This is a genomic window from Streptomyces corchorusii (genome assembly GCF_001514055.1).
GTDB lineage: Bacteria > Actinomycetota > Actinomycetes > Streptomycetales > Streptomycetaceae > Streptomyces > Streptomyces olivaceoviridis.
The window spans coordinates 60,303-74,612 of the sequence record NZ_KQ948376.1 but is presented as its reverse complement, the minus strand read 5'-3'; the positions used below and the strand labels follow the sequence as shown (position 1 = coordinate 74,612).

The 14,310-nt window shown below is 70.3% G+C and carries 10 protein-coding genes; 2 read left to right on the top strand and 8 right to left on the bottom strand.

Annotated features, from left to right (window positions below; translation table 11 throughout):
- Nucleotides 1-351 precede the first annotated feature (351 nt).
- A complete protein-coding gene (locus tag AQJ11_RS51910; protein ID WP_244218628.1) occupies nt 352-1,704 on the top strand; it encodes an RICIN domain-containing protein in 1,353 nt (450 codons plus the stop codon).
- A 102-nt stretch (nt 1,705-1,806) separates the two neighbouring features.
- Here the strand turns inward: AQJ11_RS51910 and AQJ11_RS41395 are convergent, their stop codons facing one another.
- From AQJ11_RS41395 to eccD, 8 genes are all read right to left on the bottom strand, one after another.
- A complete protein-coding gene (locus tag AQJ11_RS41395; RefSeq protein WP_058084528.1) occupies nt 1,807-2,151 on the bottom strand; it encodes a hypothetical protein in 345 nt (114 codons plus the stop codon).
- The gene (locus AQJ11_RS41390; RefSeq protein WP_059266873.1) at nt 2,144-2,566 is read right to left on the bottom strand and encodes a YbaB/EbfC family nucleoid-associated protein; all 423 of its coding nucleotides are present in this window, start codon (nt 2,564-2,566) and stop codon (nt 2,144-2,146) included. The genes AQJ11_RS41395 and AQJ11_RS41390 overlap by 8 nt, the downstream gene beginning before the upstream one ends.
- Nucleotides 2,567-2,595: 29 nt before the next feature.
- Nucleotides 2,596-5,484, bottom strand: a complete 2,889-nt coding sequence (locus tag AQJ11_RS41385; RefSeq protein WP_059266872.1) for an AAWKG family protein — start codon at nt 5,482-5,484, stop codon at nt 2,596-2,598.
- 31 nt (nt 5,485-5,515) lie between these two features.
- Entirely contained in the window at nt 5,516-5,980 is a 465-nt protein-coding gene (locus tag AQJ11_RS41380; protein ID WP_059266871.1) for a type VII secretion system-associated protein, read from the bottom strand.
- A 39-nt stretch (nt 5,981-6,019) separates the two neighbouring features.
- A complete protein-coding gene (locus AQJ11_RS41375; protein ID WP_058084524.1) occupies nt 6,020-6,325 on the bottom strand; it encodes a WXG100 family type VII secretion target in 306 nt (101 codons plus the stop codon).
- A gap of 66 nt (nt 6,326-6,391) precedes the next feature.
- A complete protein-coding gene (locus AQJ11_RS41370; RefSeq protein ID WP_059266870.1) occupies nt 6,392-6,784 on the bottom strand; it encodes a hypothetical protein in 393 nt (130 codons plus the stop codon).
- A gap of 146 nt (nt 6,785-6,930) precedes the next feature.
- Nucleotides 6,931-8,436, bottom strand: a complete 1,506-nt coding sequence (eccB, locus tag AQJ11_RS41365) for a type VII secretion protein EccB (protein ID WP_059266869.1) — start codon at nt 8,434-8,436, stop codon at nt 6,931-6,933.
- A gap of 17 nt (nt 8,437-8,453) precedes the next feature.
- Nucleotides 8,454-9,854, bottom strand: a complete 1,401-nt coding sequence (gene eccD / locus AQJ11_RS41360; protein WP_059266868.1) for a type VII secretion integral membrane protein EccD — start codon at nt 9,852-9,854, stop codon at nt 8,454-8,456.
- Nucleotides 9,855-10,259: 405 nt separating this feature from the next.
- Here eccD and eccCa point away from each other — a divergent pair, with 405 nt between their 5' ends.
- Entirely contained in the window at nt 10,260-14,294 is a 4,035-nt protein-coding gene (gene eccCa / locus AQJ11_RS41355) for a type VII secretion protein EccCa (protein WP_059266867.1), read from the top strand.
- The last annotated feature ends 16 nt before the right edge of the window (nt 14,295-14,310 follow it).

Here is a 14,310-nt window from a genome sequence, read left to right as displayed (position 1 = left end):
CCTCACACCGGACGGAACTCACCATCAGTTATACGCGTCGATACGTGTATCAGGATCGCACGTTTCGCATGCGAAGCACCTACTCGGTGGTGTGTGGCCGCGTCGCGTCGGCGGGATGAGTCGCAACTCACACGTGCTGTACCCTGCGGTACTCGGATCCGTTGTGTGGTTGCGGGAGTAGGTAGGTGTGCCGAAACCCGACGCACCGGATCCGGCCTGCGCTCCCTCGAAAGGAAGCACATGAAGTCTCCAGATCCGCCGCGGCCCGCCCGCGCGGCTCCGGCAAGCACACCAGTCGTCCCGGGCGTGGCGGCCGGCACCGGCCCCGCCCCCTCGGAACCAGTTCCCCCGATGCCCACGGAATCGGCGACGAAGCCGCCGGTGCCCAGGGGCACGCCGGACGGACGTGAGGAACCCACCGGCTCGAAGACCAAGGACCCACGGAAGGCGTCGTCGCTCCAGCCCGCGGACGAGGGCGCGCAGACCGGGGCCGAGAGCGGTACGCGGGCGCGGACCGACTCCCGGGAGGCCGAGACGCGGCCCACCGCGGGCGTGGCAGCCTCCTCGCCGCTGTCGTTGCTGTCACCGCGCGGTCCGCGGCGGCGGGCCGGCACCGCCGCCGCCGAGGCGGTCACGCCGTCCGGGACGCCGGCCACCGCCACGGCGGAGGGTGAGGACGGCGCCGGCCCGAGCCGTCGCGACCCGGACGTCCTGGTCTCCGCGAAGGCGGACCCCGACACCGGCGGCGCCGCCGTCGGCGAGGCCGCCGGCGAGGCTGAAGGCCGGACGCGGACGGAAGCGGCGGGACGAGGTGCCCGTGCGCTGCTGCGCGGCTCCCACCGCACCCTGCTCACCGTCGCCGCGGTCACCGGCGTCGTCCTGGTGGCGGGTGTCCTGGTCGGTCTGCGCGGTGGCGGTGGCGGCGGTCATGACCGCGCCGCACCGGACCCCGCCGCCACCCTGCTCGATCCGGGTTCGGACGGCGGCCCGCAGGCGGGTGTGCCCGGTGCGCTCCCGGTGCCGTCCGCTCACAAGTCGGGTGCCGCCGGCGGCCACGCCTCCACGGGACACGGCGACCCGAGCCCGGCGGGACACGGCAAGCATGCCGGGACCGGCGCGAGCGGGGGCGGCTCGCACGGCTCCTCCTCGGGGTCGTCGGCCTCGCACAGCCACGGCGGGACGGGAGGCGGCAGTACGTCCTCCACCGCGACCCACCCCGCCACCCATGCCACGAAGGCCCCCGCGACCCCGAGCCACACGAAGGCGCCGTCCACCTCCGGCAGCTCCGGCAGCTCCGGCGGTTCGGGCGGTTCGGGCGGTTCGGGTGTCATGGTGTTCAGCCACGCCTCCGGCCGCTGCCTCACGGTGGCGGGCGGCCAGGGCAAGGACGGTTCCCCGCTGGAGATCCGTGACTGCTCCGGTTCGGCCGCGCAGAAGTGGACCTTCGCCTCCGACGGTACGATTCGCGCCTTCGGCTTGTGCATGGACGCCGCGGGCGCCTCCACCTCCAACGGTACGGTCGTCCAGCTGGCGAACTGCAACGGCGGGCCCGCCCAGCAGTTCCGGCTCAACTTCCGGCAGGACCTGACCAGCGTCCTCGCCGACAAGTGCGTGGACGTGAAGGACCAGCGGACGGCCAACGGCACACGCCTGCAACTGTGGGACTGCGCCGGCACCGACAACCAGAAGTGGTCCAAGAAGTAGCCGGACCCGGTCGCACGAGAGGACCTCACCGCCCCGGTCGCCCGGTGCGATGAGGTCCTCTCCGCTTGGTGGCACCTGCTCGGCAGGCCGCCGACGAGCCCGTCAGATGTGGGAGTGCGGGGTGGGCAGGTCGTGGATGGCCTTCGTGTTGTCGGTCTGCGTCTTCTCGAAGTTCTTGCCCGAGCTCAGGGTGAGGCGCGCGGCACTCTCCATGGCTTGCGCCAGGTCGCGTATGCCGTCCCTGAGCAGGTTGTGGAACGGGACGTAGTTCTGGACGTACTGCTTGCCGTACGAGTCGTTGCCCCACGGAGGGTCCGCCGGGTCGAAGGCGGTGTCGTCGGCGAACTGCTCGGCGGCGCGGTCCGTCGCCTCCGCGACCTGGTCGGTGGCGCCGGCGCCGGACTGGATACGGCTGGGGTCGGCTACGAAGACGTTGTCGTCAGCCACGTTTGTCACCTCCGGCGGGCCGCGGGGCGAGGACTTCCTCCAGTGATCCGCCGTCGAGGAGCTTGTCCAGGTCGACGCGGTCGAGGACTCCGCCGTCCAGGGTCGTCGGAGCGCTCGCGCCCGCGGCCTGGACGAGGGCCATGGCACGCGAGGTCACCTGGGCCCGCGACGCCGACATGGCCTCCAGCACGCTGGCCGCCAGTGCCTGGCCGGTCATCTCCTTGAACTTGTTGTTGGGGAAGCGCAGCCCCGACGGCGTCCCGTCGGAGCCGACGGTGACCTCCACGGCGCCGTCCCGCGACCGCGCCGTGACGGAGATCGACTGGATCTCCCTCCTGGCCTCCATGAGCGCCTCGCGCGTCTTCATGAACTCGGCCAGCGCCTGCTGCTGCTGTTCTTGCAGTGATGAACTCATGGATTCTCCGTTAGTCGGGTGCCCCGGGATCAGTAGCCGATCGAGGCGGGCAGCCCGCCCTCCTCGGTGCCCCAGACGTCCTTGCCCTTCCCCTTCCAGGCGGCGCTGTCGGTCGCCTGCCGGGAGCCGCCGGCCGGTCCGTAGCCGGACTCGGTGGACGGGCGGCGCGGGCCGAGGAGTTCGTCGGAGTCGGTCTCCTCCTCCTCCCACTCCTCCGGCTCCTCGGCAGTGGCACGCCCGGCGAACGGGGACATGCCGTGCTGGATCACGGCACCGTCCATGTCGTTGCCGTCGTAGAGGTTGCGCTCCCGGTCGCCGCCGCCCTGGCCGCCCTGCTGGCCGCCCATGCGGTTCATGCCGGCCATCATCATCATCGGGGAGAGCAGCCCCATGGCGCTCTGGCTGTCCGTGTTCGCACCCCCGGTCATCGCGCCCGCGCCGACGCCGGCTCCCGCGCCGGCCCCGACCCCTGCCGTGAGCGCCTTGTTGGCCTCCGTCGCCGCTGCGCTCTGCGGGCTCGGGGTCGTCTGGTACCGCCCGTCCGAGGTGGTCACCAGTCCGCTGCCGTCCGTGTGCTTGTACTCGGTGACGCCGTCGGGGTGCCTGGTGATGGTGGTGCCGGCCGGCGTGTGAGTGGTGACCCCGCCGCCGCTGTAGGTGGGGATGTCGACGGACGGTATGTGCACGTTGCCGCCGCCGGAGTGGGGACTCGTCCTGTACCCCGTCGCCTCGGTTGTGGTGATCTTCCCGTTCGGGTGCAGCGTGGTGGTGCTGCCGTCCGGGTTGCGGGTGATGATGTCGCCCTTGCCGTCGACGGAGATGGTGCTGCCGTCGCCCGTGGTGATGCTCTTTCCGGCGTCGAGGTGGCTCGTGGTGGTGTGCCCCTGCGCGTCCACGCTGGTCACGTCCCCGTTGGGGTGCACGGTGACCTTGGAGCCGTCCGGGTTGTCGGTGGTGAGGCTGCCGTCGGAGTTGACGTGGGAGACGGTGCCGTCGGGAGAGGTCAGCTGTGTCTCGCCGTCCGGCTTGACGATTTCCGACGCACCGTTGTGGAACGTGGTCGTCTTGGTGCCGTCGGGTGCCGTCTGGGTCAGACTGCCGTCCGCGTTGCGGGTGATGCTGGTGCCGTCCGGGTTGCTGAGCGACTCACCGACGCCGAGGTGGCTGGTGGTGGTGTGGCCCTGCGGGTCGACGGTGGTCACGTCGCCGCCGGGTGAGACCGTCCGGCGGGTTCCGTCGGGGAACGTCGAGGTGATGCTGCCGTCGGCGCTGCGGGTGACCGAGTTGCCGCCCGGGTAGGTGGTCGTCACGCCGGTGGGGGTACGGGTGGTGGTGCTGCCGTCGATGTTGCGGATGGGCAGTCCGGAGCCGAAGTTCGTGGGGCCGCCGCCGTTCGCCGGCATGGTGGTGATGTCCGGTACGCCGCCGCCGAAGCCGCCGTTGCCGGTGAAGTCAGGTGTCTTGGTCGTGATCTGGTGGCCCGGCCCGTTGTTCGGCCCGTGCGAGGCGGCATCGTCGCCGGTGAGGTTCGCCAGGCTGTTGCCGAGGCCGTTCCCGACGTTGCTGAGCCCGTTGCCGAGGCTCTGGAAGCTGTTGTTGAGCCCGTCGCCGAGGCCGTGGAAGCTGTTGCCGAGGCCGTCACCCAAGCCCTTGAAGCCGTTGTTGACGCCGTCCCCGAGGTGGTTGATACCGTCCCCGAGCTTCTTGAGGTTGTCGTTCAGGCTGCTGTTGCTCTTGTCGCCGTTCTCCTGCTGCACGTCCGAGGTCAGCGACGAACCCGTATCGCTGAAGGAGTACGCCGGATTCCACGACGAGTCGAGCACACGTGACCAGTCCTTCTGGAGGGTCTCCAGCACCTGCCGGGCAGGCGCGTCCAGATTGGTCTCGATGTTGGTGGTCCAGCGGTTCATGGCTTCCTGGACCACCGCGTGCCAGGTGGACGTGGAGGTCAGTCCGCCGAACGCGGTGTCCTCCGAGAAGTTCGACGTGAACGTCGCGCCGATGATCGTGTTGTTCTGGGTGTCGACTTCCTCCAGGATCTGGCGAGAGTTGTGGTCGAAGATCCAGTTCCTCATCTCGCTGAATACCTGGTTGAGCACATCCTGCGGATCGGCGGGAATGTTCTGCTCTGTCTTCGAACCGTCCGGCAGCGAGGTGGTGATGGGCTCTCCCCGCTGCCAGAAGAAATCCGAGTAGATCTTGTACAGGTCCGTGTACGCCTTGTACAGGGACTGTTCGGCCCCGATCAGGTCGTCCCCGTGCAGCGTCTTGCTGACGTATCCCGTGGAAGGGGACCGGTGCTGCGGACTGAACCCCGGCGGCTGAAGCTGCGAGGTGTAGTTCTCGTACTTCTTGTGGAGGTCGTCGACCAGGAGCCAGAACGCGCCCGCGGCGTTCCCCTTCCAGGACGCCTTCTCACTGCCGAGCTGCCGCTTCCACTCCGCGAGGACCTCGGTCTGCTGCTTGAAGAAGTCCCCTGCCGCGTCGAACGACCAGGCCAGTTCGGCGAACGTCTTGAGCTGCACGCCGTCCACCGGGGGCGCACCGTCTCCCCTGACGCTGACCTCGCCCTTCAGCGAGGAGTAGTTCGTCAGCAGGCTGCTGAGAGAAGCATCCGATCTGCCCCAGAACCCGTGAAACGAAGGATCGTCCAGGTAGGTGATGTCGGCCCGGCACTTGCGTGCCGCCTTGCCGCCACCACTCGTGAAGAACTCGAAGTGCCAGCCCTTGTTGCCGTCTTTCGGCACGATCCAGGCGAGGAAGTCGTCCTCGCTGTCGAAGGTCTTCCCTCCCGCCTTGAACGAGTAATTGATCCAAGGGATACCACTGTCGCCGGTGACCTTCGTCACGTCGGCGCGTGCGACCGTCGACCAGCCGGTCAACAAGTGGACGATCTCTTCCCAGCTTTGCGCGGCCATGGTCCTCCTACTCCGGGGATGTCGTCGGCGGTCAGAGGTTCAGGGAGTTCTGGCCGTTGCCGGTGCCGCTGCCCGCTCCGGTCGCGGAGCCGCCGATGGCTGACTGGTAGTCACTGATCGCCTTCATGAACTTCTGCGACTCGACCTGCGAGAGGTTGTGCGCCTGCGCGTCCTTCATGGTCGTGATGACGTTCCGCAGATCGGCCTGGAGCTTGGTGAACCCGGCCTTGTGACGATTGAGCACCTCGTCGATCGCGGTGGCGGCCTTCTTCGCGTTGTCGCAGACGGACTTGCCGCCGGTCTGGTCGTCTCCCGCCATCGGGCCGATGGTCAGCACCTGAGGCTTCTTGCTGACGTCGTAGAGCGACGTGGGATGCGCGTCCGCGGACCGCATGTTGTCGATCGCGCGGAGGAAGCCGCTGACGTCGGTGTCGATGAAATTCTGCAGGGCCGCAAAATCCAGTTGGTCCAGGTGGTGGTTCTCGCTACCGGGCATGTGCGCCTTCCTACCGCTTCGACGTGTTGTTGTGAGGGGTTACATCCGGATGTCCATGAACCCCTGCGCGTTCGTCTGCACGACCTTCTTGTAGTTGTCCGAGACGTCGTTCAGCGTCGTGAAGAACCGTTCGAGGATGAGCGACAGGTTGCCCACCTCGGTGTGCCAGGTGGGCAGGACCCGTTGGTAGTAGACGTCGCTGTCGGCACCCGTCCAGGCGCCGACGACGGTGCCGATGTTGCTCTCCAGCTCGCTCATCGTCCTCTCGATCGCCCGGGTCTGCTCCTGCATGGCCGCGACCGACTGGCCGACCTGGAGGTGATCAATGTCAATGCCGTCCGACACGGTTTCTCCTTGGAAGTCGTGGGTGTACTGCGATGTGGTGCTGACCGGCCCGCGGCCGGGTCAGGGTCAGGGAACCAGCGCCCCGTAGGTGCTGTCCGCGGTGGAGCTGGCCGAGGGGGCGACGTTCGTGACGCCCTGGCCGAAGCCCGTCAGGCCGCCACCGCTGCTGACCACGGCCTGGAAGTTGGACTCCTGCACGTGCTCGTCGCGCTGCATGCTCTCGCCGAGCGTGTTCTCCATCGCGATGCAGGTGTTCATGATCCGGTCGACCTCTTCCAGCCAGGTGTCGATCACCTGCCCGAAGGCGACGCCGTCCCTGCCCTGGTAGTGCGTGGCGAGGGACTCCCGGTGCGACCTGACCACGTCCTGCGTGGACTGGAGGCCCTTGCGGGCCTGCTCCAGAAACCCGATGGACTTGATGTAGGCCTCTTTTGTTGACTTCTGGTTGCTGCTGTCCATGGTTCCTCTCCGAAGGTGTCGTGAGGTGCTCCGGTAGGCCGGAGCGGCCGTGCGGCCGACGGGAGGTGTCTCGATGCCGACACCTCCGCCGTCACTGCTGAAGACGAGATACGTGCCTGGAATGGTTCACACTATCGGCTGCGACATCAACCCGCCTTCGTGTTTCCCTTGTTGCCCCGCTCACACACAGGTGAGCCCGTGGCCGCCGCCCGGCCCGTCGCCGCGGCCTGCGCCGACAGGTCGGGTCCGGTGGGGAGCATGTCGAGCAGCGGGGCGGGCAGACCGTCCGCGGCGGACAGGTCGTACCCCAGCGCCTTCGCGGCGTCCGCCGTGGGCACCCGGTACTTCACCCCGTTGTCCGTGACCAGATACGTGGTGGTTCCCGTGCCGCCCCCCGAACTGTTGAGCGCGCGCACCAGACTTCCGCTGCCCGGCGCCACCGCGATGCCGTCGACGGGCAGACAGGCGGGTGCCAGCGCCTTCAGCGGCGGGAGGGCCTCCTCGACGACCGTCTTCCCCGGCACCAGCGAGAGCGTCACCCGGATGCTCTTCGCGCCCTCGGCGTCGAGGCCGACGCACACACCGGAGGACTCGGGCACGCCCAGCAGGGCCGGCGGCTGCCCCGGAAGCTGCGAACCGGCCCGCCGTACAGCGGCGCTGGTCGCCGAACCCGAGGGTGCCAGCGCGTCGCCGAGTGCCTGCGCCGACAGGACCACCTCCGTCGGCACGGCCCCCCGGTAGGCCTTCTGCTTGACCTCCGGGTCGCCCAGGGCGAGGGCGGCCTGCGTCGGGGTGATCGGGGTGAGACCGTCGCCGCCGAGCACGTAGTAGCGCTTGGCGGACCCGGGCGTCTGGACGGTGAACACCTGGCCGACCCGGGTGGCCTTGCCGTCCAGCGCCGGACCGCTGCCGCCCAGGCCCGTCACCGGGGGAGCCGCCAGGTCGGGGCCGGCGGGTACGGCGTCGAGGAACGCCGCGGAGACGGTCGTGGCGGTCGCACCGCCGTAGCCGAGCGCCGCCAGCGCCTCCTGACCGCCGGCCACCTTGAACCGGTTGTCCTGCCACAGCAGGTAGATGTTGCCGTCGGGTCCCTTGACCAGCACGGCCTGGTCCTCCCGTACGCCCGTGCCCTCTTGCGCGCTGTCGACGGCGAGGACCGTCAGCGGCTTGCGGGCTCCGGAAACGGTCGTGGTGGTGGCCGCGCACACCTGCCAGGGGTGGCTGTTCAGGTTCTCCCCGGTCGGCAGCGAGTCGGGGGCACCGGGGATGCCGACCTCGGTGCCGTGCCGGGCCGAGCCCAGGGAGTTCGCGGACACCGACACGGTGGTTATGCCGGCCCCCAGCAGCAGACGCGCGGAGGGGTAGTTGCGCACCGTGTGCAGCCGGCCGTCGTACACGTACCGGGTGCCGGTCTCCTTCTCGACGATGAGCGCCTTGCCGCTCTCCCAGATGGTGTTGCCGCCGGGCTTGACCAGGCCGAACACCAGGGATCCGGCGGACACGACGGCGGCGATCACCATTCCGTAGGTCATACCGCGGTTGGTCCGCCGGGTGGGCGGCTCCGTCACATCGGGATCCGCGCGGAGCAAACCCGAGGTCAGCCGGGACACCAGGAACTGGTGGGCGATGACCTGGTCGCGTCGGGACTGCATGACGACACCTCCTCGGTTCAGCCGAACAGGCCGCGCAGGCGCTGGTACACGTCCAGGACCCACAGGGCGAGAGGGAGCAGCGCGAGGGCCGCGCCGGACTGGATCAGGTCACCCGCTCGGCCCCAGTACGGCAGCAGCCGCCGACCGGGCACCGTCCAGGAGACGACCGCGGCGAGGGCCGCGCACAGCAGCAGGGCCGCGATGCCGAGGAGTTCCCCGTGCCGGCCGTGCCGGGCGGCCAGTTCGACGATCAGGAGCACCGTGCCGATGCCCGCGGGCAGGCTCAGCGCGATCCGCTGCCAGGAGGTGCCCAGGCTGCGCCCGTGCAGACCGAGCAGCACCGACAGGACCAGCACGGTGACCGTCTCGGGCAGGCCGGGGTGCCGGGCCATCGCGGCGAGACAGGCCAGGCAGACCACGCCCACCGCGGCGTACAGACCGGTCATCCAGTGGTCCACGGCGGCGGCACCGCTCGCGACGTCGTCCTCGGAGCGCGGCTCGATGCCTTCCTGGAGCTGACCGGGGTTGGTGGGCAGCGGGGGCAGTCGCAGCCCCGACAGGGAGAAGGACATCATCGGAATGAAGGCGCCGAGCAGGACGGCGCCCGCGGCGACCGCGGCGGCGGCCCGGTGGGCGGAGACGTCGAGAACGATCATGAGGGCACCGCCGAGCACCGCCGCCAGCGTCAGTACCCCGCAGGACGCGAACACGACCGGATAGCCGGTCACCACCGCGGTGGCCAGGACCAGGCCCACGGTGCCCGCCGCCCCCGCCGCGAGCAGATGGGCGCCGGCGGTGCGGGCCGAGCCGTCCCCGGCCTGCCCGCCGCCGACCAGCAGCAGACCCGACACCGCCAGGAAGGCGGAGCCGAACAGGCCCAGCAGCACGCCTCCTTGGGGATCGTCCAGCACCCGGGCGGCGGAGCCCGCCCCGGACAGCGCGAGCAGGGCCGCGCCCGCGGCGAGGGTGATCCGGTCGCCGGAGTCGCCCTTCGCCGTGACGAGCAGCACCAGGCAGCCGAGCAGCGCGGCGGCCATGAGCACCCGCAGCACCCAGCGGCTGATCTGCGGGCTCCACGCGTGCGGGAGTTGCTGGACGACGGCCGAGACGGCCTCCAGCAGACTGTCGTAACGCACCGGCGGCAGGGTCTCGGTGTGCGGGCGCAGCAGCAGTGTCTCGCCCTCCCGCAGGTCGAGCGACTCGGGCGTGCCCTCAAGGTCCAGGGCATGGCCGCCGATGCGTTGCAGCACCCAGCCGCCGTGTTCCAGGCCGTGCTCGCTCAGGTCTTCGCCCGCGTGCCCCGCGATCACGGGCAGCAGGTCGGCTATCGGCACGTCGGCCGGGACCGCGAGGTCAAGTGTCTTGTCGGGGGCGCGCACCGTGAGGCGGCACAGCCCGTTCAGCGAGCCTTCGCTCATGGGGGGCAACAGCCTTCCGTGGAGAGATACACGGCCGTGCCACAGCGTGCTCCGCGGAACACGTGTGCGGCAGGGCGAAGCGGTCGGGACGCTCCGCCTCACCACGGCGCAGGTGTTCAGTGTGCCGGGTGAAGCGAGGGCGGTCGAGGCCATGCGATGCCTGAGCCGGAAATACCTGAGAGTCAGATACTCTCATGTCCGGAAGCGTTTCTTCACCCGAGCCCCCGGGAGCACATGTGTCCTCGGGTGGCTGCGATGCCGCCGCGGCCCGGCGCCGGGATCGTCCCCTGCGGTGACAGGCACACAGATGTCACCCTGTGGTGAGCCCGCTCTCCAGGCCCCTCATCACCCCTGCGCGGGGGCCCTGTCGAACCGCCCTGTGCACAGTTGAAGGAGAGCCCAGTCGTGAGTGTGGTTTTCTTCCGCAGGCCGGCCCGCCGACGCGGCCCGGAACTGCCCGACGGTGAGCTGACGCTCCAGGAACCACCGACACTCGCCGAGGCGGCCCCGTCGTCCACGGCCAACATGCTCACCTATCTGCCGATGGCCGGTATGTCCGTCGGTATGGTGCTGCTGTATACACGTATCGGCAGTGGGACGGGCCCGGTCATCTATCTGGTGGTCGGGCTGATGCTGCTTTCGATGATCATGATGCTGGTCGGGCAGCTGGTGAAGTCCGGCTCCGAGCGCAAGCAGAAGATGCAGGGGGTGCGCCGGGACTACCTGCGCTACCTCGGCGGTGTGCGGCGCCGGGTGCGGTCCGCGGTCACCGAGCAGCAGCGCGCGCTGGCCTGGAAGCACCCCGACCCGGCCGTGCTGTGGTCGTTCGTGAGGACCACCCGGCTGTGGGAACGCCGCGCCTCCGACGACGATTTCGCGGAGGTGCGCATCGCGGTCGGCGAGCAGCGCCTCGCGATGCAACTGGTCAACAAGACGGCGAAGCCGGTCGAGGACCTCGACCCGCTGTCCGCGCACGCGCTGCGCGCCTTCATCAACGCCTATTCCACCGTGCCCGAGCAGCCCATCGCCGTCTTCCTGCGGGCCTGGGCGCGCATCCTCTTCCGGGGGGAACGCGAGAAGGTGCTCGCGACGGCGCGGGCGCTGCTCGCCCAACTCGCCGTGCTGCACACCCCGCAGGACCTGGTGATCGCCTTCTGCGTGGCGCCGGAGAACCGCGTGGAGTGGGAGTGGTCGAAGTGGCTGCCGCACGCGCTGCACCCCAAGGAGTCCGACGGCGCGGGACCGGCCCGGCTGATCACGTCCACCGTGGCCGAGCTGGAGGATCTGCTGGGCGCGGAACTCACCGACCGCGGTGTCTTCGAGGCGGGTGCGTCACCGACCAAGGACGAGCCCTACGTCGTGGTCGTCCTGGACGGCGGTCAGGTCCCCTCCGGCCACCGCTTCGAGCGTGCCGGGTACCGCAACACCGTGGTGCTCGACGTCTCCGAGACGCTGGCCTGGAAGCCCGGCCGGACCGTGCTGCGCCTGCTCGTGGAGGAGGCCGAGGGGACCGCGCGGACGGCCGGGGCATACGACGAGGTGAAGATCGTACGGACGGACCGCAACCGCAAGGAGACGGCGATCCCGCTGGGCCGCGCCGACCGGCTCGGCCCCGCCGCCGCACGGTCCCTGGCCGCCCAGCTCGCGCCCGTGCGCACCGGCGCCACCGCGCAGATCGCGCAGCCGCTGTCCACCGACATCCAGCTCACCGCCCTCCTCGGCATCACCGACCTGCACCGCTACTCGCCGCAGGAGTACTGGGAGCGGCGGGCCGGGCAGAACAAGCGGCTGCGCGTGCCCATCGCGGTCGGGGCCGACGGCCGGCCGGTGGAGCTCGACATCAAGGAGTCCGCGCAGGACGGTATGGGCCCGCACGGCATGCTCATCGGCGCCACCGGCTCCGGCAAGAGCGAACTGCTGCGCACCCTGGTGCTGGGGCTCGCCCTGGCCCACTCGTCCGAGACGCTGAACTTCGTCCTCGTCGACTTCAAGGGCGGCGCGACCTTCCTCGGCTTCGACGCCCTCCCGCACACCTCCGCGGTCATCACCAACCTCGCCGACGAGGCCGCCCTGGTGGACCGCATGCAGGACGCGCTGCGCGGCGAGATGCAGCGGCGCCAGGAACTGCTGCGCGCCGCGGGCAACTACACCTCCGCCCTGGACTACGAGAAGGCGCGCGCCGCCGGAGCGGACCTGGAGCCGCTGCCCAGCCTGCTGGTGGTCGTCGACGAGTTCAGCGAACTGCTCTCGGCGCACCGCGAGTTCATGGACCTGTTCGTGGCCATCGGCCGGCTCGGCCGCTCCCTGGGCGTCCATCTGCTGCTCGCCTCGCAGCGCCTGGACGAGGGCCGTATGCACCAGCTGGAGAGCCACCTGTCGTACCGGATCGGCCTGCGCACGTTCTCCGCGATGGAGAGCCGGGGTGTGCTCGGCGTGCCGGACGCCTACGAACTGCCCTCCCAGCCGGGCGCCGGTTACCTCAAGAGCGGCGTGGAACCGCTCACCCGCTTCCGTGCCGCCTATGTGTCGGGACCGTACCGGCAGCGGGTCGGCGCGCTCGCCCAGGAGAAGATCGCCGGCCAGGTGGTGCCCTGGACCGGGGACTGGGTGAACGCGCGGGAGGAACCGGCGGCCGAGGAACCGGACAAGGCCGCCGGCGCGCAGGGCGACGACGAGGACGACACCAGTCTGATGGCGGTGGCCATCGACAAGCTGCGCGACGCGGGACCGCCGGCCTACCAGGTGTGGCTGCCGCCGCTCGGCGCACCGCCCACGCTCGACGCGCTGCTGCCGCCGCTGGTCCCGGACCCCGCACTCGGGCTCACCACCGCCGACTGGGAGGGCCGCGGCAAGCTGCGGGTTCCGCTCGGCATCGTGGACAAGCCGTTCGAGCAGGTGCGTGAGCCGATGATGGTGGACCTCAGCGGTTCCGGCGGCCACGTGGCCATCGGCGGCGGGCCGCAGAGCGGCAAGTCCACCCTCGTACGCGACCTGATCACCGCGCTGGCACTCACCCACACCCCGCGCGAAGTGCAGTTCTACTGCCTGGACTTCGGCGGTGGCTCGCTCGCCTCGCTGGCCGGCCTGCCGCACGTCGGCGGCGTCGCCGGCCGGCTGGAGGGTGAGCGCGTGGGACGCACCCTGGCCGAGATGATGACGCTGCTCGCCCATCGCGAGCGGCTCTTCCTGGAGCACGGCATCGACTCGATGGCCACGCTGCGCCGCCGCCGGGCGGCGGGCGACTTCCCCGAGGAGCGGCACGGCGACGTGTTCCTGGTCGTCGACGGATGGCAGACCGTCCGGCAGGACTTCCAGGACCACGTCCAGGTGATCGGCCAGCTCGCCACGACCGGTCTGAACTACGGCATCCACGTGGTCACCACCACCACGCGCTGGGTCGAACTGACCGCCGCGGTCCGCGACCAGTCGGCCACCAAGCTGGAGCTGCGGATGGGCGACCCGCTGGACTCCATGATCGACATCCGGCAGGCCAAGAGCATCCCGCGCATTCCCGGCCGGGGCCTGACGGTCGACTCGAAGCTGCACTTCCTCACCGCGCTGCCGCGCATCGACGGCGTCGACGACCCCGCCGACCTCGGCGACGGCGTCGCCGACCTGGTCCAGGCCGTGACCGAGAGCTGGCAGGGTCCCACGGCGCCCCCCGTGCGGATGCTCCCGACGCTCTTCGACGCCCGCGACCTCGCCCCCGCGCCCGAGGGGCGGCCCTTGCAGATCGCGCTCGGCATCGAGGAGAACCAACTGGCGCCCGCCTGGCACAACTTCGCGGAGACCCCGCACCTGGTGGCCTTCGGCGACACCGAGTCGGGCAAGACGAACCTGCTGCGCGTGGTCGCCAAGGCGGTGACCGAGCGGTTCACCCCGGCCGAGGCACGGATCCTCGCGGTCGACTTCCGCCGCGAACTCGTCGAGTCGGTCCCCGAGGCGTACCGGCTGGGACACGCGGTGTCGGTCGACCAGTTGGAGGAGTACGTGCAGGGCGTGGCACGGGCCCTGAAGACCCGCACGCCCGGTCCGGAGATCACACCTGCCCGGATGCGGCTGGCCGACTGGTGGGCGGGGCCCCGGCTGTTCATCCTCGTGGACGACTACGACCTGGTCGCCGCCCCCATGCGGACCGTCTTCGAGCCGTTGCTGGAACACCTTCCCCTCGGCTACGAAGTGGGTCTGCACATGGTCGTCACCCGGTCCGCGGCGGGCGCGGTGCGCGGCGTCAACGACCCGCTCGTACGGCGCATGCTGGAGGTGAACGCCCCGGGCCTGCTGCTGTCCTGCCCGCCCAGCGAGGGATACGTGTTCGGCAACGTCAAGCCGCGCGTACTGCCGCCGGGCCGCGGCAACTACATCACGCGCCGCAGCGTGACGCAGATCCAGACGGCGTTCCTGGAGGACGAGACGGCGGAGGTGCCGACGGGCCACTGACGGGTGGTGGAGGTGC

Excerpts from the sequence above, each read along its gene's own strand:
- eccB (WP_059266869.1), bottom strand. The coding sequence starts at position 8,436 with ATGCAGTCCCGACGCGACCAGGTCATCGCCCACCAGTTCCTGGTGTCC.
- AQJ11_RS41370 (WP_059266870.1), bottom strand. The coding sequence starts at position 6,784 with ATGGACAGCAGCAACCAGAAGTCAACAAAAGAGGCCTACATCAAGTCC.
- AQJ11_RS41385 (WP_059266872.1), bottom strand. The coding sequence starts at position 5,484 with ATGGCCGCGCAAAGCTGGGAAGAGATCGTCCACTTGTTGACCGGCTGG.
- AQJ11_RS51910 (WP_244218628.1), top strand. The coding sequence starts at position 352 with ATGCCCACGGAATCGGCGACGAAGCCGCCGGTGCCCAGGGGCACGCCG.
- AQJ11_RS41390 (WP_059266873.1), bottom strand. The coding sequence starts at position 2,566 with ATGAGTTCATCACTGCAAGAACAGCAGCAGCAGGCGCTGGCCGAGTTC.
- AQJ11_RS41380 (WP_059266871.1), bottom strand. The coding sequence starts at position 5,980 with ATGCCCGGTAGCGAGAACCACCACCTGGACCAACTGGATTTTGCGGCC.
- eccD (WP_059266868.1), bottom strand. The coding sequence starts at position 9,854 with ATGAGCGAAGGCTCGCTGAACGGGCTGTGCCGCCTCACGGTGCGCGCC.